The following is an 18952-nucleotide window of genomic DNA, read 5'->3' on the forward strand; positions in this document are numbered from 1 at the left end:
TCATAAGAGGACGTATTGCCCTAGCGTGAGGGCATGACCGCAACCCCCGTGGGCGCCCTGCTCCTGTGCCGGGCCGAACCCGAGACCGTACGGCCCGTTGCCCACCTGCTGAGGGAGCGCATGCAGCTCGTGCCCGCCGGGGACGGCTGGAGCGTGCTCGTCCCCGAGGGGAAGCCCTGGCGGAGGGACGGCCACGCGAGCGCCGGAGGAGCGCCGGTCGACGGGGGCGCCGAGCCGGTCGACCGCGTCGTCGGCGGCTGGGCCACCGCCCTCGCGGTGGGCTCCACCTGGCCGGTGCTCGCCCTCTGGTGGGACGGCGACCGGTCCGGCTACACCCTCGCCTCCGGCTTCCGCCGCCCGGTCGGCTACATCTGGCTCGCCGACGGCACCCCGGCCGCCGAGGACGAGGCGATGCGGACCTTCGCCGCCCGGCTGGGCCTCGACCCCGTCCTGGACGTCCAGGTGCTGGAGGAACTCACCCGCGCGGACCCGGGTACGGACGCCGATGCCCGGCTGCGCGGGCTGCTCGCCGTACTCACCCGGGCCGGGGTGACCCTGCCGTCCGGTCTCACGCCCGGTGAGTCCGCCGACCGCCTGCGCTCGGTCGCCGGGGCACATCCGGAAGCGGAACAGATCGAATGGGCGGGCTGGCGTGACGCCGTGCGCGTGGAACTCGACGCCGTGGAGAGCGGCTCCCTCGGCCCCTGGATGCTCGGCCCGAAGGCGCGCGCGGTGGCCGCCACGCAGGTCGCCGCAGGGCTGCCGCTGACCCTGTGGGGCGCTCGTCGGCGCAGCGGCGGCTGGATCACCGCGGGCCTGGTACTCCTCGTGCAGGGCCTGTTGGGGCTCGCGTACAACCGCTTCAGGGGCGCGAGCGGAGGAAGCGGGAACCCCGGCCGGTGACTACTCGTCCTCGTCGTCGTCCAGTCGGGCCAGCCAGGTCGCCAGGCGTTCGACGGGAACCTCGAAATCGGGGTTGAGGTCGACGAACGTACGGAGCTGCTCGGCGAGCCACTCGAAGGTGACCTCCTCCTCGCCGCGCCGCTTCTCCAGTTCCTCGATGCCACGGTCCGTGAAGTACATGCGACCAGAATAACGAGGCCGGAGAACCGGAGGGCCCGGCCCCGCGCACAACGCGCGGGGCCGGGCCCTCCGGTGACGTACAGCCGCTGATCAGGCCTCGAAGACCTCGGAGACCAGCTGTGCCTGCTCGGCCTGGTGGCGCTTGGCCGAACCCACCGCCGGGGACGAGCCGTGCGGACGCGAGATGCGGCGCAGGCGCTCACCGTGCGGCACGTCGGCGCCGACGGCCAGGTCCAGGTGGTCGATCAGGTTGAGCGCGATGAACGGCCACGCACCCTGGTTCGCCGGCTCCTCCTGGGCCCAGAGGTACTTCTCGGCGTTCGGGTACTTGGCGATCTCGGCCTGGATCTCCGCACCCGGCAGCGGGTACAGACGCTCCAGCCGGATGATCGCCGTCTCCGTGTCGCCACGCTTCTCGCGCTCGGCGTCCAGGTCGTAGTAGAGCTTGCCCGCGCAGAAGACGACCTTGCGGACCGCCTCGGCCTTGACCGACTCGTCGCCGATGACCGGGCGGAAGCCGCCGGTGGTGAACTCCTCCACCGACGACGCGGCCGCCTTGAGGCGGAGCATCGACTTCGGGGTGAAGACGATCAGCGGCTTGTGGTGCGGGTTGTGCACCTGCCACCGCAGGAGGTGGAAGTAGTTCGACGGGAGCGTGGGCATCGCGACCGTCATGTTGTCCTGCGCGCACATCTGCAGGAAACGCTCCGGACGGGCGGATGAGTGGTCCGGGCCCTGGCCCTCGTAGCCGTGCGGGAGCAGCAGGGTGACGCCGGACGTCTGACCCCACTTCTGCTCGGCCGAGGAGATGAACTCGTCCACGACGGTCTGCGCGCCGTTGACGAAGTCACCGAACTGGGCTTCCCAGATCACCAGGGACTCGGGGCGCGCCAGCGAGTAGCCGTACTCGAAGCCCATCGCCGCGTACTCGCTGAGCAGCGAGTCGTAGACGTTGTAACGGGCCTGCTCGTCGGAGAGGTAGAGCAGCGGGGTGTAGTCCTCGCCGGTCTTCTGGTCGACGAGCACGGCGTGACGCTGACCGAACGTGCCGCGGCGGGTGTCCTGGCCGGCGAGCCGGACCGGGGTGCCCTCCATGAGCAGCGAGCCGATGGCCAGGGTCTCGCCCATGCCCCAGTCGATCGTGCCGTTCTCCACGGAGGCGGCACGGCGCTGCATCTGCGGGAGGAGACGCGGGTGGACGGTGATCCCGTCAGGGATGTTCACCTGCGACTCGGCGATCAGCTTGACGACCTCCGAGGAGATCGCGGTGCCCACGGAGACCGGGAACTCCGCCTGCACGTCCGGGACGTGCGGCTGGGCCGGCGCCGAGGTGGCCTCGCGGACCTCCGCGAACACCTTCTCCAGCTGGCCCTGGAAGTCCTGGAGCGCCTGCTCGGCCTCTTCCAGCGTGATGTCGCCGCGACCGATGAGGGACTCGGTGTAGAGCTTGCGCACCGAGCGCTTCTTGTCGATCAGCGTGTACATCTGCGGGTTGGTGAACTCCGGGTTGTCGCCCTCGTTGTGACCGCGGCGGCGGTAGCAGATGAGGTCGATGACGACGTCCTTGTTGAACGTCTGCCGGTACTCGAAGGCGAGGCGCGCGACACGCACCACGGCCTCCGGGTCGTCGCCGTTGACGTGGATGATCGGAGCCTCGATCATGCGCGCCACGTCGGTGGCGTACATCGAGGAGCGCGAGGACTCCGGGGCGGCGGTGAAGCCGACCTGGTTGTTGATCACCACGTGCACGGTGCCGCCCGTGCGGTAGCCGCGCAGCTGCGACATGTTGAGCGTCTCGGCGACGACGCCCTGGCCGGCGAAGGCCGCGTCGCCGTGGAGCGCGACGGGCAGGACGGTGAAGTCCGTGCCGCCCTTGTTGATGATGTCCTGCTTGGCGCGGGCGATGCCCTCGAGGACCGGGTCGACGGCCTCCAGGTGCGAGGGGTTGGCGGCCAGCGAGACCTTGATCTGCTCGCCGTCCAGACCGGTGAAGGTGCCCTCGGCGCCCAGGTGGTACTTGACGTCACCGGAGCCGTGCATCGAACGCGGGTCGAGGTTGCCCTCGAACTCGCGGAAGATCTGCGCGTACGACTTGCCGACGATGTTCGCCAGCACGTTGAGCCGGCCGCGGTGGGCCATGCCGATGACGACCTCGTCCAGGCGGGCCTCGGCGGCGGAGTCGATGACCGCGTCGAGCAGCGGGATGACGGACTCGCCGCCCTCCAGCGAGAACCGCTTCTGGCCGACGTACTTGGTCTGCAGGAACGTCTCGAACGCCTCGGCGGCGTTGAGGCGGCGCAGGATCCGCAGCTGCTCCTCGCGCTCCGGAGCCGGGCGCGGACGCTCCACCCGGTCCTGGAGCCACTTGCGCTCCTTCGGCTCCTGGATGTGCATGAACTCGATGCCGGTGGTGCGGCAGTACGACTCACGCAGGACGCCGAGGATGTCGCGGAGCTTCATCATCGTCTTGCCGGCGAAACCGCCGACCGCGAAGTCGCGCTCCAGGTCCCACAGGGTGAGACCGTGCTCGGTGATGTCCAGGTCGGGGTGCTTGCGCTGGCGGTACTCCAGCGGGTCGGTGTCGGCCATGACATGGCCGCGGACCCGGTAGGAGTGGATCAGCTCGAAGACCCGCGCGGCCTTGGTGACGTCGTCGTCGTGCGAGGCGTCGATGTCCTTGAGCCAGCGGACCGGCTCGTAGGGGATGCGCAGCGCCTTGAAGATCTCGTCGTAGAAGTCGTTCTCGCCGAGCAGCAGCTGGGCCAGGACACGGAGGAACTCGCCGGACGCGGCACCCTGGATGACCCGGTGGTCGTACGTCGAGGTCAGGGTCATGACCTTCGAGATGCCCAGCTTGTTCAGGGTGTCCTGCGAGGTGCCCTGGAACTCCGCCGGGTAGTCCATCGCGCCGACGCCCATGATGAGGCCCTGTCCGGGCATCAGGCGGGGCACGGAGTGGACGGTGCCGATGCCGCCGGGGTTGGTCAGCGACGCGGTGACCCCGGAGAAGTCGTCCATGCCGAGCTTGCCGACACGGGCCCGGCGGACGATGTCCTCGTACGCCTGCCAGAACTCGAAGAAGTTGAGCGTCTCGGCCTTCTTGATGGCCGCGACGACCAGCTGGCGGTCGCCGTTCGGCTTCACCAGGTCGATGGCCAGACCGAGGTTGACGTGCTCGGGCTTGACCAGGGTCGGCTTGCCGTCCTTCACCGCGAAGGAGTAGTTCATCGACGGCATGGCCTTGAGGGCCTGCACCATCGCGTACCCGATGAGGTGCGTGAAGGAGATCTTCCCGCCGCGGGCCCGCTTCAGGTGGTTGTTGATGACGATGCGGTTGTCGAAGAGCAGCTTCACCGGCACGGCGCGGACCGACGTGGCCGTCGGCAGCTCCAGCGAGGCGTTCATGTTCTTGGCGACGGCGGCCGAGGGGCCGCGCAGCGTCACGAACTCCGGGCCCGCGGGGGCCTCGGCCGGGGCTTCCGCCTTCGCGGGGGCCGGGGTCGCCGGGGCCGGCGCGGCCTTCGCGGGGGCGGCCGGAGCCTTCGCCGGAGCGGCGGCAGCGGGCTCGGCCGGGGCGGCGGGGGGCGCGGCAGGGGCCTGTGCCGCGGGCTGCGCCGGAGCGGCGTTGTTCACGGTGCTCGCGGCGGCGGCCGGAGCCGGGGTCACCGCTCCCGCAGCTGCGGGGACGGGCTTGTCCGCCGTGCCGGACGTACCCGGCTTGTAGTCGGCGAAGAAGTCCCACCAGGCACGGTCGACCGAATTGGGATCCTGGAGGTACTGCTGGTAGATCTCGTCGACGAGCCACTCATTGGGGCCGAAAGCGGCCGCCGGGTTGGACCCGGAGCCTGCTTCTTGATCGGTCGAGATGCTCGAGTTACTGGGGGACTGAGACGACACGGCGGCAACCGCCCTCTTCCGCTTCACAAGGTGATGGACAGCGGAAATCAAGGCTACGCCCCCCGAGCCGTTACGTGCAGGCCGGGCCGGTCTTCGTCGTGCACATCACATCGGAAGTCGGGTTTCGGCGCATGAAATGGCGGGAAACAAGCAGGGTTCCGCTGTCCTTCGGGTACGTGAGGCCAGTGCTGCGGCCCCCTGGACCGTATCTCTTTCCCGACCGGGACGGAGAAACGGGTCCCTCCGCTTCGAACGCCGAGTCAGCCGTGCATCGGTGCGACACCTGGAAGAGTGACCTGTATTCGGCAGCCACGGGCGGATTCGGCCACCCCGATGCGACCGCCGTGCAGATCCACGGCCCAGCGGGCGATCGCGAGGCCGAGCCCCGTGCCGCCGTCGCTCCCCGGACCGTGCGGAGAAGGCGCCTGACCCCGGTTGAAGCGCTCGAAGACCCGATGGCGCTCCGCTTCCGGGATACCGGGGCCCTCGTCGATGACCTCCAGCTCCAGCGACTCGGGACACTGCCCGCGCCGCGCCAGCACCGTGACCCGGCCGTGCGGCGGGCTGTGCTTGACGGCGTTGTCGATCAGGTTGGCGACCACCTGGTGCAGGCGCTCCACGTCCGCGTACGCCGTCAGCTCGGGCGGCGACACGTCGAGGTGCAGATGGACGTCGGTGCGGGAGTGGTTCCCGGAGCCGGAGGAGAGCCGACGGTGCGAGGAGGCGAGATTCGCCTCCTTCAGCACGCCCGACAGGTACGGCCAGACCTCGAAGCGGCGCGCCTTGAGCGCGACCACGCCGTTGTCCAGCCGGGAGAGGTCGAGCAGGGTCTCCACGAGTCTGCCCAGGCGTTCCGTCTGTTTCAGCGCCGTACGCATCGTCTCGGGGTCCGCGGCGGACACCCCGTCGACCACGTTCTCCAGGACGGCTCTGAGCGCCGCGATCGGTGTGCGCAGCTCATGGGAGACGTTGGCCACCAGCTCCTTGCGGTGCCGGTCCTCCGCCTCCAGATCGTCCGCCATGCGGTTGATCGTCTGCGCCAGGTCGCCGAGCTCGTCACGCCGCCCGGCGCCGCTCACCCGTCTCGTGTAGTCGCCGTGCGAGATCGACCGGGCGACGGCCCGCATCTCGTCCAGCGGCGCGGTCAGACCGTGAGCCACGAACTGCGTGATCAGCAGGGTCGCGATCACGGAGAAGACGGTGATGAACCGGAATTCGGTCCTGGTCCGCAGGGCGACGATCAGCAGTCCGGTCGTGATGAACACGGAGACCACCACGAGCGTGCCCAGTTTGGCCTTGATCGAGAAGGGCCGCAGTCCTGAGCCGGGCCGCGTCATGGCGCGGGTGTCTCCAGGGCGTAGCCGACGCCGTGCACGGTACGGATCCGCTCGGCGCCGATCTTCCGGCGCAGGGCCTTGATGTGACTGTCGACCGTACGGGTCCCGGAGGCGTCCGCCCAGTCCCAGACCTCGGCCAGCAGCTGCTCCCGGGACAGCACCGCGCGCGGTGTGTTGGCCAGGCAGACCAGCAGGTCGAACTCGGTCGGCGTGAGGTGGACGTCGTCGGCGCGCACCCTGACGCGGCGCTGCGCGTGGTCGATCTCCAGCTCGCCGAGGCGCAGGATGCCGCTGCGCGGCGTCACCGCGGCCAGGGCGGCCCGCTCGACCCGGCGCAGCAGGACGTGGACCCGCGCGGCCAGTTCCCGCATGGAGAACGGCTTGGTCATGTAGTCGTCGGCGCCGACCCCGAGCCCGACCAGCATGTCGGTCTCGTCGTCCCGCGCGGTGAGCATCAGCACCGGCACGGGGCGCTGGGCCTGCACGCGACGGCAGACCTCCAGGCCGTCGAAGCCGGGAAGCATGATGTCGAGCACCATCAGATCGGGCTGCCACGCCTCCGCCGCGTCCACGGCAGCCGGCCCGTCCAGCGCCGTCTGCACCAGGAAGCCCTCGGCCCGCAGCCGGGCGGAGATGGCGTCGACGATCGTTGCGTCGTCCTCGACCACCAGCACCCGGCGCTGAGCCCCGGGGGTGGCCGCGACGCCGTTGTGGGTGGTGTGTGTCTGTTCCATCGCCCCGCCCCTGCCCGTTCTCACGGAGGCCATTCCCCCGGAGGCACGGTTATCGCTTGTGGATTTCGTCGGTGATCCCTTGTGCCGGTCAGAGCGTAAAGGCAGAAGGTGCCTCTCGGCTACGCAGGGTGTTGTCCGGCGTGAAGGTGTTACCCATGGGAAAGGAGACGGATCGGCTGACTTGTGCCCCCTGATCCATGATCAGGCAGGGATGTGGATGCCTGGTGGGGGTTCAGTCGCCCCGGAGTGCGAGATGGACCACGTCCGGTACACCTCGGGCAACCGCTACTTCTTCGGTCCTTACTGCGTGGAATCCGGCATTCCGCATCGCTCGCTCGAAGTCCGGGGACGGCTGCGCGGACCATACGGCGAGGACTCCACCGGGCGTCAGGCGTGCGCGGCAAGCCGCGAGACCGACGGGTGAATAGAGGTTCCCGTTGTCCTGGGTGACGGTCCAGTCGGGGCCGTTGTCGATGTCCAGGCACAGTGCGTCGTAACGCTCCGTGGTCGTGCGGAGGTGGTCGACGAGGTCAGTGCGCAGGATCTCCGTACGTGGGTCGGCGAGCGCCGCACCGGAGATCCGGCCGAGCGGCCCGTCGAGGTGCCAGTCCACGATGGCCTGTTCCCGCTCGACGACGGCGATCCTGCCCCAGCGTGGTTCGGCGGCCGCCCGTACGAGTGAGTAACCGACGCCGAGCCCGCCGATCAGCACCGACGGATCCGGGCGTCCGGCGGGCAGCCCGGCGAGTGCGGCGTCGATCAGGAGTCGCTCGGAACGCCCGTCGGACGTGTCCATCAGGAAGCAGCCGTTGGCGATGATCTCGAACGCGTCGCCGCGCTCGCGCAGGACGACTTCGCCGAAGGGTCCTTCGCGGCGGTCGAGGACGACGGGGCGGTGGGCATCTGTGGCGGGCATGGGCGCGGTCTCCGGTCTCCTGGGTGCGGGCGGGTGGCTCTTTCGTGCGGCCGCCCATTTTCGCCCACCGCCGACCCCCCGACCAGCCGATATCCGCAGTTCCGCCCTCCCGGTCCGACCGCTCCGGGAATCACCTGGCGCGACGGTGTGCTGGCGTGAGAGTGAAGGCTGCGCGGCCACTGGATCACGGTGATCGCTGAGAGCGAACACGCGGCGGGGAACATTCGGGGGCTCACAAGCATTGAGTCCACATAACTCAACTTGCCTGCTGAAGGGGAGATCATGACCGCTGAGTCCAATGCGTCCAAGGTGTTCACGCCGATCGACCTGCCCGTGCTCCCGCTCGACGACGAGGTCGTACTGCCCGGCATGGTGGTGCCCCTCGACCTGTCGGACGCGGAGGTGCGCGCCGCGGTGGAGGCCGCCCAGGCCGTCGCGCGGCCCGGAGGCGGCAAGCCCGAGGTGCTGCTTGTGCCGCGCATCGACGGGAACTACACCGGGACCGGCGTCCTGGGCACCGTCGAGCAGGTGGGACGGCTGTCGGACGGGGACCCGGGCGCGCTGATCAGGGCCCGCGACCGGGTCCGGATCGGCGCCGGGACGAGCGGCCCCGGGAGCGCGCTGTGGGTGGAGGGCACGCGGATCGACGTGTCGGTGCCCGACCCCCTGCCCGGCTCCGTCGCCGAGCTCGCCAAGGAGTACAAGGCGCTCGCCACCAGCTGGCTGAAGAAGCGCGGCGCCTGGCAGGTCGTGGACCGGGTCCAGCAGATCGAGGACGTCTCCGCGCTCGCCGACAACTCCGGGTACTCGCCCTTCCTCACCACCGCCCAGAAGGTCCAGCTGCTGGAGACCGCCGACGCGGTCGCCCGTCTGAAGCTGGCCATCCAGTGGCTCGGTGAACACCTCGCCGAGCAGGACGTCGCCGAGTCCATCGCCAAGGACGTCCAGGAGGGTGTGGACAAGCAGCAGCGCGAATTCCTGCTGCGGCGCCAGCTCGACGCCGTACGCAAGGAGCTCTCCGAGCTCAACGGCGAGGGCGGTTCCGGTGACGAGTCCGACGACTACCGGGCGCGCGTCGAAGCGGCCGATCTCCCGGAGCACGTCCGCGTGGCGGCCCTCAAGGAGGTCGAGAAGCTGGAGCGGTCCTCCGACCAGAGCCCCGAGGGCTCCTGGATCCGCACCTGGCTGGACACCGTCCTGGAACTGCCGTGGACCGAACGGACCGAGGACGCGTACGACATCAAGGGCGCCCGGGAGATCCTCGACGCCGAACACGCGGGCCTCCAGGACGTTAAGGAGCGCATCACCGAGTACCTCGCGGTGCGCAAGCGGCGTGCCGACCGCGGGCTCGGAGTGGTCGGGGGCCGGCGCGGCGGCGCGGTGCTGGCTCTGGTCGGTCCGCCCGGGGTCGGGAAGACCTCGCTCGGTGAGTCCGTCGCGCACGCCATGGGAAGAAAGTTCGTCCGTGTCGCGCTCGGCGGTGTCCGCGACGAGGCGGAGATCCGTGGCCACCGGCGCACGTACGTCGGCGCGCTCCCGGGGCGCATCGTGCGGGCGATCAAGGAGGCCGGTTCGATGAATCCGGTCGTCCTGCTCGACGAGATCGACAAGGTCGGCTCCGACTTCCGGGGCGACCCGGCGGCAGCCCTGCTGGAGGTGCTCGACCCGGCGCAGAACCACACCTTCCGCGACCACTACCTGGAGGTCGAACTCGACCTCAGCGACGTCGTGTTCCTGGCCACGGCCAACGTCCTCGAGTCCGTTCCGGAGGCCCTGCTCGACCGCATGGAGCTGGTCACGCTGGACGGGTACACCGAGGACGAGAAGGTCGTCATCGCCCGGGACCACCTGCTCCCGCGCCAGCTGGAGCGGGCCGGTCTGAAGGAGGACGAGGTCGGCCTCGACGAATCGGCGTTGCGCAAGCTGGCCGGTGAGTACACCCGGGAGGCCGGGGTCCGGAACCTGGAACGCGCCGTCGCGCGGCTGCTCCGCAAGGTGGCGGCCCAGCACGAGCTCGGCGAGCGTGAACTGCCGGTGACGGTGGCCGAGGACGACCTCCGCGGCCTGATCGGCCGGCCGCACCACGTGCCCGAGTCCGCCCAGGTCCCGGCCGAGCGCCGCACCGCGGTGCCGGGTGTGGCCACGGGTCTCGCGGTGACCGGAGCGGGCGGCGACGTGCTCTTCGTCGAGGCGTCACTCGCCGATCCGGAGACCGGGGCCTCCGGGCTGACCCTGACCGGCCAGCTGGGCGACGTCATGAAGGAGTCCGCGCAGATCGCCCTGAGCTTCCTGCGCTCGCACGGTGCGGAGCTGGAGCTGCCGGTCGCCGACCTGAAGGACCGGGGTGCGCACATCCACTTCCCGGCGGGTGCGGTCCCCAAGGACGGTCCCAGTGCGGGCATCACCATGACGACGGCGCTGGCCTCCCTGCTCTCGGGGCGGCTCGTCCGGACGGACGTGGCCATGACCGGCGAGGTGTCGCTGACCGGACGGGTGCTCCCGATCGGCGGTCTGAAGCAGAAGCTGCTGGCCGCGCACCGGGCCGGCATCACCACCGTGGTGATCCCCAAGCGCAACGAGGCCGACCTGGACGACGTCCCGGCCGAGGTCCTCGACACCCTGGAGGTCCACCCGGTGAACGATGTCCGGCAGGTGCTGGAGATCGCACTCGCCCCGGCCGAGGCCAGGGTGCGGGACAGGATCCCGGCCGCCGCGTAGGCGTCACGGCGTGACGGGCGTGGCACCACGCCGACGGCCGGCGGTGACGGCCCGTCCTCCTCGCGGAGGGCGGGCCGTTCCGCGTTTCCGGTGGGCCGTCAGGGGCGGTAGACCGTGCCGGGTTCGGGCTCGGCGGGGGCCATCAGCTGGGGGACCGTCACGAAGGTGTAGCCGTCCCCCTGCAACGCGTCGATGATGCCGGGCACCGCGGGCACCGTGCCCGGATAGATGTCGTGCAGCAGGATGATCCCGTCCTTGCCCGCCTGTTCGAGGGTCCGCTTCCTGATCAGCGCGGAGTCGTTGGTCGAGAAGTCCTTGGCGGTCGTGCTCCAGAGGATCTGGGCGAGCCCCAGGTCCTTGCTGATCGCGGAGACGGTGTCGTCGGTGCGGCCCTGCGGCGGACGCATCAGACGCGGCTTCCTGCCGGTGACCTCCGCTATCGCGTCCTGGGTCTTCTCCAGCTCGGCGCGTATCTCCGCGGGCTTCCTGTCGGTCAGGATCTCGTGCGTCCAGGTGTGGTTGGCGACCTCGTGCCCCTCGTCCGCGATGCGCCGCACGGTGTCGGGGTGCTTGAGCACATGGTTCTTGCCCAGCAGGAAGAACGTGGCCGGGACCTTCTTCTCCTTGAGGACGTCCAGGAGCCGCGGGGTGTCCTTCCCGGGCCCCGCGTCGAACGTCAGGGCGATGCACTTGGCCTTGCGGCAGTCCACCGGCCCGAACGATCCCTTGGCGTCGGCGGCGGCGTCGGCGCGCGCGTCCCGAGGTGCCGTGGTCGGCATCGAGCACCCACCGAGCGTCAGTGTGAGGACCGTCACCAGGGCAGTGGCCAACCCCGTACCGAACGGAGTCATCTTTCCGGGCACAACAGACACAGCGCGTCACTTCCCCATGGCTCAACCACACACCGGTGGTGCGGCACGGCGTGACTATACATAGCGCGTATACGCACGGTGCATAGTGGGGGTGCGGCGCAGCGCAGCGCCGAGCCCCGGTGACCTGGTGCTCGTCACCGGGGCTCGGTCCCGTGTCCTGCCTGCCGCTCAGCCGTTGGCGAGTGCCACCACGCGGTCGAGTGCGCCGTTGAAGCGGTTGTGGTCGCCGACCGTCGGGCCCGACGACGTGTACTGCCACATCGTGTAGAAGCTCCAGCCGGCGGGCAGCTCGCCGACCGTGGTGTTGTAGCGCGCCACCCAGAGCGGGTTGGTGGCGCCGAAGCTCGCGTTGTTGCCCGTGCAGTCCTTCCACCAGCTGGTGGCGGTGTAGATCACCGGGTCACGTCCGGTGCGCGCCCGGTAGGTGTTCACGAAGTCGCGGATCCAGGCGACCATGCCCGCCTGCGTCTTGCCGTAGCACTGCGCGCCGTACGGATTCCACTCGATGTCCAGCACGCCGGGCAGTGTCCTGCCGTCCCTGGACCAGCCGCCGCCGTTGTCCACGAAGTGGTTGGCCTGTGCCGCGCCGCTGGTGGTGTCCGGAGTGGCGAAGTGGTACGTCCCCCGGATCATGCCCACGTCGTAGGAGCCGGTGTACTGCTGCGTGAAGTAGGTGTTCTTGTAGTACGTGCCCTCGGTGGCCTTGACGTAGGCCCACTTCACGCCGCTGTTCCACAGGGTCGGCCAGGCGACGTCGCCCTGGTGGCTGCTGACGTCCACGCCCTCCGTCTGGACGGCCCGGCCGGCGGGGACGCCGCCCTGGCCGTCGTGGGCGATCACGCCCTGGCCCATCCGTGCCGTGCCCCGTTCGGGGACGGCCTCGGTGCCGGCCGCGTACGCCGCGCCGGGCAGCGTGAGCGGAAGGGCGAGCGCGGCGAGGAGTGCGCCCGCCGCGAGGATGCGGGGGCTGCGGCGGGATGTCGTGGTTCCGGATCTGTGCACGGGCATTGCGTGCCTCCGAGGGCTCGGTGGGGGAGCTCATGGCACAGGAGCGGGTCGGGGCACTCCTGTGGGTGCGCACCATGGCGTGCGCATGTCATTCGGCATGCGGTCCAGGGCACTCACGAAGCTACGCACGTAGACCCGCACTCCGGAAGGGGGTCCGGCCGCCGCCGGAGGTCTACGCCTGCGAAATACTGGCCCAGCTGCGGTGATGGCCGGAGTTGGAAGAAAGTTTCAGCGGCGGGAAAGCGTATGAGGGGTGCTGACGTGCACGGGAACGGAAGCGGCGGTGAACCCGGTGCGGTGGCCGGAAGTGGTGTGGACCATGAGTTCCTCGCCCTGGAGCGGGAGTTGGCAGTCTTCCTGCGACGGGCCCGGGCCAACTCGGGGGAGATGGCCCGGGAGGTCCATCCGGACCTGGAAGCCGCCGCCTACGGGCTTCTCGTGCGGCTGGAGTCGGCGGGGCGGCAGCGAGCCACGGATCTCGCCGCTTACTTCGGGGTGGGCAAGGCGACCATGAGCCGCCAGTTGCGGGCCCTGGAAGGGCTCGGCCTGGTGGCGCGGGAGACCGATCCCGCGGACGGCCGGGCCTCGCTCGTCCATCTCACCGAGGAGGGCCTCGCGCGCTTCCGCAGCGTCCGTGACGCCCGCCGGGGACGTTACGCCCGGAAGCTCGCGGGCTGGGACCGGCGTGAGATCGCGGAACTGGCCCGACTGCTGCACCACTTGAACGAGCGCGCCGAGGGGTGAGCCGGGCCGGAGGGGAGTGCGGGTCAGAGCTCCACAAGGACCGCGGTCGCATCGTCGTGCGTCTTGCCCCGGCGCAGATGCACGCGGTCGCTGTCGGCCCGTTCCAGCTTCCTGACCCTGCTGATCAGCCCGTGCGGACCCACCTGGCGCAGCAGAGTCAGGGTGTCCTTCCAGTCGCCCCGGTGGAACATCTCCGTCCAGCGGCTCGCCCCGTCCGTCAGGGCCGCCAGCGCCCGGACCTCCCCCCGCGGGGTCTCGCCGGTCACCGCGCGTGACGACACGGAGGGGTCCGCCGCCGCCGTGAAGAAGCCGCCCTCCTTGTTCCGTACCCGTGTGTCCACGATCTCCTCCGAGGCGAGCGTCCCCGGCGGCAGCCGGTCGATACGGTCGTCGAGCAGCGGCCGGACCGTCCCGTCGGGCGCCTCGACGAGCAGGGCCGAGTCGGAGAGAACCAGGTGTTCCACCCGTTCGTCGTCCCAACGCGCCAGAGCCACCGTCGCCTGAGGCGTACGCGGGTGAGAAAGGTCACATGGGGACAGGTGTGCATCGGCGGTGCGGCGGATGGACGCCGCGAGGATCTCCGTCAGCGTCAGATCCCGTCGCGAAGCGGACAGTTCGGCCAGTGCGCCGCCGAGCCGTGCCGTGAACCACGGAACCGAATGCACGCACCCGTCGTCGCCCACGGGTGGCGTGACCCCGTCCAGCAGGACGAGGACGCCGCCCCGGCCCGCCGCGGGGGCGGACGCCGAGACCCAGTCCTCGTTGGGGCGTTCGGGGCTGCCGGGCTCCGTGGCGAGTTCGATACGCATCCGGTCAGTCTGCAGGAGGCGGGCGCGCGCCGACGCCGGGCCGTACCGGCAGGTCAGATGGCCCGCCACGGGTGGAACACCCATGCTCCCCGCATATGCGGGCGGGCATACTGCCAAAGCCTGGCCCGAACTTCCACCCGGCGGTCCGTGCATGCCCTGCGCCGCCAGTGGGGAGACTTGTTCGCCAACTCCAGAGTGCGGTTCACTCGTTCGAGTGGCGGAGCGGTTGATGCACGGCCCCTTCCCAAAAGCGCTGGAATGGTCAGAAGCCGTACGGCGCACACCAGGGCGGGTGCCCATTCACGTGACCGTGCGTCACCTCTGCTTCAAGGGCGGACGAGTCAAGATTGCGAGCACCGGTGCAGAAGAAGCGGCCTCGGAGCAAGGACAGCACGCGCGAGGAGTCCGGGGCGACGCCCGGGACTGCGGGTGCCTCCAAGCGGACCGTGCGGGTACGCAGCCGGCTCGTCGCCGGCGTTGCCGTCGTGGGGATCACCGTCATCGCCGCGGGTGCCCCCGCGGCCCTCGGCGCGTCCTCCGACCTCAACGAGTCCCAGCGGCTGGTCACACTGGCCGAGTTGAACCAGCAGGCCATCACCCTCGCGCACTCCCTCGCGGACGAGCGCGACGAGGTCACCGCCCACATCGCGGGCGGGCGTGAGGACGGGGGCGCCGAGGACCGCGGCACGAGTACCGCGGCCCGCGTCGACCAGCAGGTGGACGAGATCCGGGCGACCGCTCCGGCGGCGCTCCGCCGGGACCTCGCCACCCTTCCCTCGCTGCGCCGGACCGCCCTCACGGGCAAGGGCTCGGCCATGGAGGCGTACACGGCGTACTCCGAGGTCATCGCCAAGCTCCACGACCTCGCCCAGGAACTCGCCGAGAAGACCCCGCCGAGGGCCGCCGACGCCACCCGCGCCCCCCTCGCACTCGGCGGCGCCGTGGAGCAGGCCTCCGCCACCAGGGGGCTGCTCCTGGCCGCCCTGGCCGTGCCGGGAACGGAGCCGCAGCAGCAGATCGACCCGTTCACCGGTCTCCCCGTGCAGAGCCAGGACACCGCCTCCGACGAGGGCGACCGCGACCGCGACGAACTGAGCGCGGCCGCCCAGCAGGCGCGGGTGCGCGAGCTCGCCTCCCTCGCGGAGTTCGACCAGGCAGCCGGTTCCGCCGCCCGGGACAAGCTCTCCTCCACGGTCACCGGCCCCGAGGTCACCAGCGCGGAGAAGTACCTCACGCGGTTCACCGACCGACCCGAGCTGTCCGACACCGACCGGGAAGCGGACCCGGAGAAGGTCGAGGCGGCACTGTCCGCCCGCATCGACCGCATGCGCGGTGTCGAGTCCGCGCTGGGCACCGAACAGGTGAAGCGTCTCGAGGGGCTGCGGGACGACGACGTCACCGCGCTGGAGCTCCGGCTCGCCCTGCTCGGCGGCTGTGTGCTGGTCGCCATCGGCGTTTCCACCGCCGTCGCCCGCACCCTCACCCAGCCGCTCGCCGTCCTGCGGATCGGGGCCGGCCGTATCGCCGCCGAGCCCGAGACCGCCGAACCGGTGCGCTACACCGGACGCAACGACGAGTTCGCCCAGGTCGTACGGTCCATCAACACCCTGCACGGCAAACTGCACGGACTGCACCAGGAGGTCGACGGCCGACGGGAGAGCCTGCGGACCGGGCGCGGCGACCTGGCCACCGGCCAGGAGTCCCTCGCCGGAGAGCGGGCCGAACTGCAGGCCCAGGTGGCGGAGCTCACCGGACAGCTCGAACGGCTCCGGAACACGATCCACCACACCTTCGTCAATCTCTCGCTGCGCACGCTCGGCCTCGTCGAGCGCCAGCTCGGCGTCATCGAGGGCCTCGAGGAGCGCGAGCAGGACACCGAGCGCCTGGCGACCCTCTTCAAGCTGGACCACATGGCCACCGTCATGCGGCGCCACAGCGAGAACATGCTGGTCCTCGCGGGGACGGAGCACAACCAGGGGCACGCGGGCCCGATCCCCCTCGTCGACGTGCTGCGCGCCGGGGTCAGCGAGATCGAGCGGTACGAGCGGGTGAAGATCCAGTCCCTGCCGCCGCACGCCCAGGTCGCGGGCTTCGCCGCCGACGACCTCAGCCACCTCGTCGCCGAACTCCTGGAGAACGCGACGTCCTTCTCCCCGCCCGACTCGCACGTGGAGCTCTCGGGCTGGCTGCTGGAGACCGGCGAGGTGATGCTCTCCGTGCAGGACGAGGGCATCGGCATGTCGGCGGTCCGGATGAGCGAACTCAATGCCAAGCTGGCCGACCCGGCGTCCTTCGAGGCGGGCGAACAGGCCGCTGACGGGGCCGGGCTGGGCCTTCAGGTGACCTCACTGCTGGCGGCCCGCCACGGGGTGAAGGTGGAGCTGCGCGATCAGAAGGGGAGCGGGGTGACCGCGGTCGTCGTCCTTCCGCAGACGCTCCTGCCCAAGGCGCCGCCCGCGTCCACCCCGCCGTCCGTACCGCTGCCGGGGGACGCGCCCACGCTGAACCTCCCGGGGTCGGTCGCCGAGGCCAACTCCAACGCGCTGCCGCCCCGCTCGGCCCCTCCCGTGGAGGACCCGCTGATCGCGGCCGCGGAGCGGACCCTGCAGGACGCGGGCCATGGGCCGGCGGCCGGGCCGGAGCCCGCCCCGGCAGCGGAGCCCGCACCCTCACCGGAGCCCGCCCCGGCACCGGAGCCCGCCGCACCCGCCGGCGCCGCACCCGCACCCGCTCCCGCCGAGCCCGTCTCCGCGTCCGAGGCCCACGAGGAGTCCGAGGCCGAGACCACGATGCAGGTCCGGCTGCCCGCGCAGAAGGACGCGCGGAAGGACGCGCAGAAGGACACGCACAAGGACGCTCCGAGTCCGTACGCCATCGGTCCCGACCGCCACGAGCGCGCCGCCGACACCAGCCCGGCCACGGGTCACGGGCCCGCAGACGGCTCCGCAGGCGGCCCCACCGCCGCCGCCGACGCCCTTCCGGGCCCCCGGCAGCCGCTCACCGGACTGGGCGAGGAGGTGCCCGACCCGGCGCCCACTCCCGAGCGCCTCACGGACAAGGGGCTGCCCAAGCGCACCCCCAAGGTCACCGCGGCACCGTCGGCCCCGGACACCGAGCGCAAGGGAAGCCTGGACAAGGACGCCCTGCGCCTTCGGCTCGGCGGGTTCCACCAGGGGGCGAAGGACGGCCGCCGCGATGTGGAGGCGGAGATCGAGGAGAACGGCCCACAGACCGACCAGGACCGTAGCGACGGTCGCATCGATGAGACGGGGGACACAGTCGAGGAGGCACGCAGTTGACTGCGCCCAGCACATTCGGGCTGAGCAGCGAGGCCCGGAACCTGCACTGGTTGCTGAGCAATCTCGTGGAAGAGGTGCCAGGGGTCCACTCGGTCACCGTCGTCTCGTCCGACGGACTGATGCTGCTCTCGTCGGACCCCGGTCTCGCGACGGCCGACGCGGCGGGACGGCGGTCGGGCCCCAGGGGCTCCAGCGCCGACCTCGCCACCATCGTCTCCGGCATCGGGTCCCTCACGATCGGTGCCGCCAAGCTGATGGACGGCGGCGCCGTCAAGCAGACGATGGTCGCGATGGACGAGGGCAGCGTCTTCGTCATGTCGATCAGTGACGGCTCCCTGCTCGGAGTGCACGCCACCGTCGACTGCGACATGAGCGTCATCGCCTACCACATGGCACTCTTCGTCGGCCGCGCCGGACATGTACTCACCCCCGAACTCCGCAGCGAGCTGCGCAAATCGATGGAGAGCATCCAGTGACGTCAGCTGCCGAACCTGTACGGAAGCTCCCCGTACGGGGAGCGGACCGCAAGGCCGCACGCGTCCGTCCGTACTCCCTCACCGGCGGCCGCACCCGCTTCGGCCACGTCCTGCTCGTCGAGACGTTCGTCGCCGCGCTGGAGGCTCCCGAGGAGCGCCGCGAGCTGACGAACGGCAACCTCGCCTCGCGCGTCATGCCGGAGCTCCACGCCATCGTCGAACTCTGCCGCCGCATGCGTACGGTCGCGGAGATCTCCGCCCTGCTGAAGATGCCGCTCGGCGTGGTGCGGGTACTGCTCAGCGACCTGGCCGACCAAGGAAAGATCCGCGTCTACGGCACCGGTCACGGCACCGGCCAGCCCGACCGCGCGCTGCTCGAAAGGGTGCTCGATGGACTCCGCCGTCTCTGACGCGCCGCTCTTCACCCCGCGTCAGCGGGAGCCGCAGGACCCGCTCGACGAGCCGGTCAAGCCGTGGCAGATGGACCACACGCGCGCGCCGATCGCGACCAAGATCGTGGTCGCGGGTGGGTTCGGAGTGGGCAAGACGACCTTCGTCGGTTCGGTCTCCGAGATAACCCCGCTGCAGACCGAAGCGCTGATGACGCGGGCCAGCGAGGAGATCGACGACCTCACGGCGACCCCCGACAAGGTCACCACGACCGTCGCGATGGACTTCGGCCGTCTCACCCTGGACGACGACCTCGTCCTGTACGTCTTCGGCACCCCCGGCCAGCAGCGCTTCTGGTTCATGTGGGACGACCTGGTGCGCGGTGCGATCGGCGCGATCGTCCTGGCCGACACGCGTCGCCTCGCCGACTGCTTCGCCGCGCTCGACTACTTCGAGAGCTGCGGCCTTCCCTACATCGTCGCCGTCAACCACTTCGAGGGGACGGCCGGTTACGACGAGGCGGACGTCAGGGACGCCCTGAGCGTGTCTCCGCAGGTACCTGTTGTGATCATGGACGCGCGTCAGAGGATCACCGTCGTCGAGTCGCTGCTCACCCTGGTGAGGCACGCACTCGACGCCACTCCCGAGTAACGCCCCCGGAACACGTAA

The 18952-nt window shown here is 70.6% G+C and carries 15 protein-coding genes; 7 read left to right on the top strand and 8 right to left on the bottom strand.

The window, feature by feature from the left end; translation table 11 throughout:
* Positions 1–33 precede the first annotated feature (33 nt).
* A complete protein-coding gene (locus tag ABT001_RS25685; protein WP_351281822.1) occupies positions 34–903 on the top strand; it encodes a hypothetical protein in 870 nt (289 codons plus the stop codon).
* On the opposite strand, the gene ABT001_RS25690 is transcribed toward ABT001_RS25685, so the two are convergent.
* The 5 genes from ABT001_RS25690 to ABT001_RS25710 all read right to left on the bottom strand — a co-directional run bounded on the left by ABT001_RS25690 (position 904) and on the right by ABT001_RS25710 (position 7967).
* Positions 904–1083: a DUF6104 family protein gene (locus ABT001_RS25690; protein WP_014048295.1), complete on the bottom strand. Its 180-nt coding sequence runs from the start codon at positions 1081–1083 to the stop codon at positions 904–906.
* Between the two features lie 90 nt (positions 1084–1173).
* Entirely contained in the window at positions 1174–4980 is a 3807-nt protein-coding gene (locus ABT001_RS25695) for a multifunctional oxoglutarate decarboxylase/oxoglutarate dehydrogenase thiamine pyrophosphate-binding subunit/dihydrolipoyllysine-residue succinyltransferase subunit (protein WP_351281825.1), read from the bottom strand.
* 260 nt (positions 4981–5240) lie between these two features.
* Entirely contained in the window at positions 5241–6317 is a 1077-nt protein-coding gene (locus ABT001_RS25700; protein WP_351281828.1) for a HAMP domain-containing sensor histidine kinase, read from the bottom strand.
* Positions 6314–7051 carry a response regulator transcription factor gene (locus ABT001_RS25705; protein ID WP_014154105.1) on the bottom strand — a complete coding sequence of 246 codons (738 nt, stop codon included), beginning with the start codon at positions 7049–7051 and terminating at the stop codon, positions 6314–6316. Before ABT001_RS25705 ends, ABT001_RS25700 begins: the two co-directional genes overlap by 4 nt.
* 232 nt (positions 7052–7283) lie before the next feature.
* Complete coding sequence (locus ABT001_RS25710) at positions 7284–7967, bottom strand: spermidine synthase family protein (protein WP_351281831.1); 684 nt, start codon at positions 7965–7967, stop codon at positions 7284–7286.
* 282 nt (positions 7968–8249) lie between these two features.
* Between ABT001_RS25710 and lon the strand changes: the two genes are divergently transcribed.
* Positions 8250–10685, top strand: a complete 2436-nt coding sequence (gene lon / locus ABT001_RS25715; protein ID WP_351281834.1) for an endopeptidase La — start codon at positions 8250–8252, stop codon at positions 10683–10685.
* Between the two features lie 98 nt (positions 10686–10783).
* Here lon and ABT001_RS25720 read toward each other — a convergent pair whose 3' ends face one another.
* Both ABT001_RS25720 and ABT001_RS25725 read right to left on the bottom strand, forming a co-directional pair.
* Positions 10784–11536: a polysaccharide deacetylase family protein gene (locus ABT001_RS25720; protein ID WP_351281837.1), complete on the bottom strand. Its 753-nt coding sequence runs from the start codon at positions 11534–11536 to the stop codon at positions 10784–10786.
* Between the two features lie 189 nt (positions 11537–11725).
* Positions 11726–12565, bottom strand: coding sequence for a lysozyme (locus ABT001_RS25725; protein WP_351281839.1), 840 nt, complete (start codon positions 12563–12565; stop codon positions 11726–11728).
* Positions 12566–12826: 261 nt separating this feature from the next.
* On the opposite strand from ABT001_RS25725, the gene ABT001_RS25730 reads away from it, so the two are divergent.
* Positions 12827–13309, top strand: a complete 483-nt coding sequence (locus ABT001_RS25730) for a MarR family winged helix-turn-helix transcriptional regulator (protein ID WP_351281842.1) — start codon at positions 12827–12829, stop codon at positions 13307–13309.
* A 23-nt stretch (positions 13310–13332) separates the two neighbouring features.
* Here the strand turns inward: ABT001_RS25730 and ABT001_RS25735 are convergent, their stop codons facing one another.
* Positions 13333–14118, bottom strand: coding sequence for a protein phosphatase 2C domain-containing protein (locus ABT001_RS25735; RefSeq protein WP_351281844.1), 786 nt, complete (start codon positions 14116–14118; stop codon positions 13333–13335).
* Positions 14119–14477: 359 nt separating this feature from the next.
* Here ABT001_RS25735 and ABT001_RS25740 point away from each other — a divergent pair, with 359 nt between their 5' ends.
* The 4 genes from ABT001_RS25740 to ABT001_RS25755 are packed head-to-tail and all read left to right on the top strand — an operon-like array spanning position 14478 to position 18934.
* Positions 14478–17417 (top strand): sensor histidine kinase, encoded by a 2940-nt coding sequence (locus tag ABT001_RS25740; RefSeq protein WP_351281846.1) that lies wholly within the window; start codon positions 14478–14480, stop codon positions 17415–17417.
* Positions 17414–17893 (top strand): roadblock/LC7 domain-containing protein, encoded by a 480-nt coding sequence (locus tag ABT001_RS25745; RefSeq protein ID WP_351281848.1) that lies wholly within the window; start codon positions 17414–17416, stop codon positions 17891–17893. The genes ABT001_RS25740 and ABT001_RS25745 overlap by 4 nt, the downstream gene beginning before the upstream one ends.
* Positions 17890–18303 (top strand): DUF742 domain-containing protein, encoded by a 414-nt coding sequence (locus tag ABT001_RS25750; RefSeq protein WP_351281851.1) that lies wholly within the window; start codon positions 17890–17892, stop codon positions 18301–18303. Before ABT001_RS25745 ends, ABT001_RS25750 begins: the two co-directional genes overlap by 4 nt.
* Positions 18284–18934 carry a GTP-binding protein gene (locus tag ABT001_RS25755; RefSeq protein WP_351281854.1) on the top strand — a complete coding sequence of 217 codons (651 nt, stop codon included), beginning with the start codon at positions 18284–18286 and terminating at the stop codon, positions 18932–18934. Before ABT001_RS25750 ends, ABT001_RS25755 begins: the two co-directional genes overlap by 20 nt.
* Positions 18935–18952: the final 18 nt, after the last annotated feature.

It is taken from the genome of Streptomyces sp. NPDC002793, assembly GCF_040295485.1.
In the GTDB taxonomy this organism is placed as follows: domain Bacteria; phylum Actinomycetota; class Actinomycetes; order Streptomycetales; family Streptomycetaceae; genus Streptomyces.

Bases quoted from the DNA above. Each gene is read 5' to 3' on its own strand.
- ABT001_RS25710 (WP_351281831.1), bottom strand. From the start codon at position 7,967: ATGCCCGCCACAGATGCCCACCGCCCCGTCGTCCTCGACCGCCGCGAA.
- ABT001_RS25685 (WP_351281822.1), top strand. From the start codon at position 34: ATGACCGCAACCCCCGTGGGCGCCCTGCTCCTGTGCCGGGCCGAACCC.
- ABT001_RS25735 (WP_351281844.1), bottom strand. From the start codon at position 14,118: ATGCGTATCGAACTCGCCACGGAGCCCGGCAGCCCCGAACGCCCCAAC.
- ABT001_RS25720 (WP_351281837.1), bottom strand. From the start codon at position 11,536: ATGACTCCGTTCGGTACGGGGTTGGCCACTGCCCTGGTGACGGTCCTC.
- ABT001_RS25700 (WP_351281828.1), bottom strand. From the start codon at position 6,317: ATGACGCGGCCCGGCTCAGGACTGCGGCCCTTCTCGATCAAGGCCAAA.
- lon (WP_351281834.1), top strand. From the start codon at position 8,250: ATGACCGCTGAGTCCAATGCGTCCAAGGTGTTCACGCCGATCGACCTG.
- ABT001_RS25725 (WP_351281839.1), bottom strand. From the start codon at position 12,565: ATGCCCGTGCACAGATCCGGAACCACGACATCCCGCCGCAGCCCCCGC.
- ABT001_RS25755 (WP_351281854.1), top strand. From the start codon at position 18,284: ATGGACTCCGCCGTCTCTGACGCGCCGCTCTTCACCCCGCGTCAGCGG.
- ABT001_RS25690 (WP_014048295.1), bottom strand. From the start codon at position 1,083: ATGTACTTCACGGACCGTGGCATCGAGGAACTGGAGAAGCGGCGCGGC.
- ABT001_RS25705 (WP_014154105.1), bottom strand. From the start codon at position 7,051: ATGGAACAGACACACACCACCCACAACGGCGTCGCGGCCACCCCCGGG.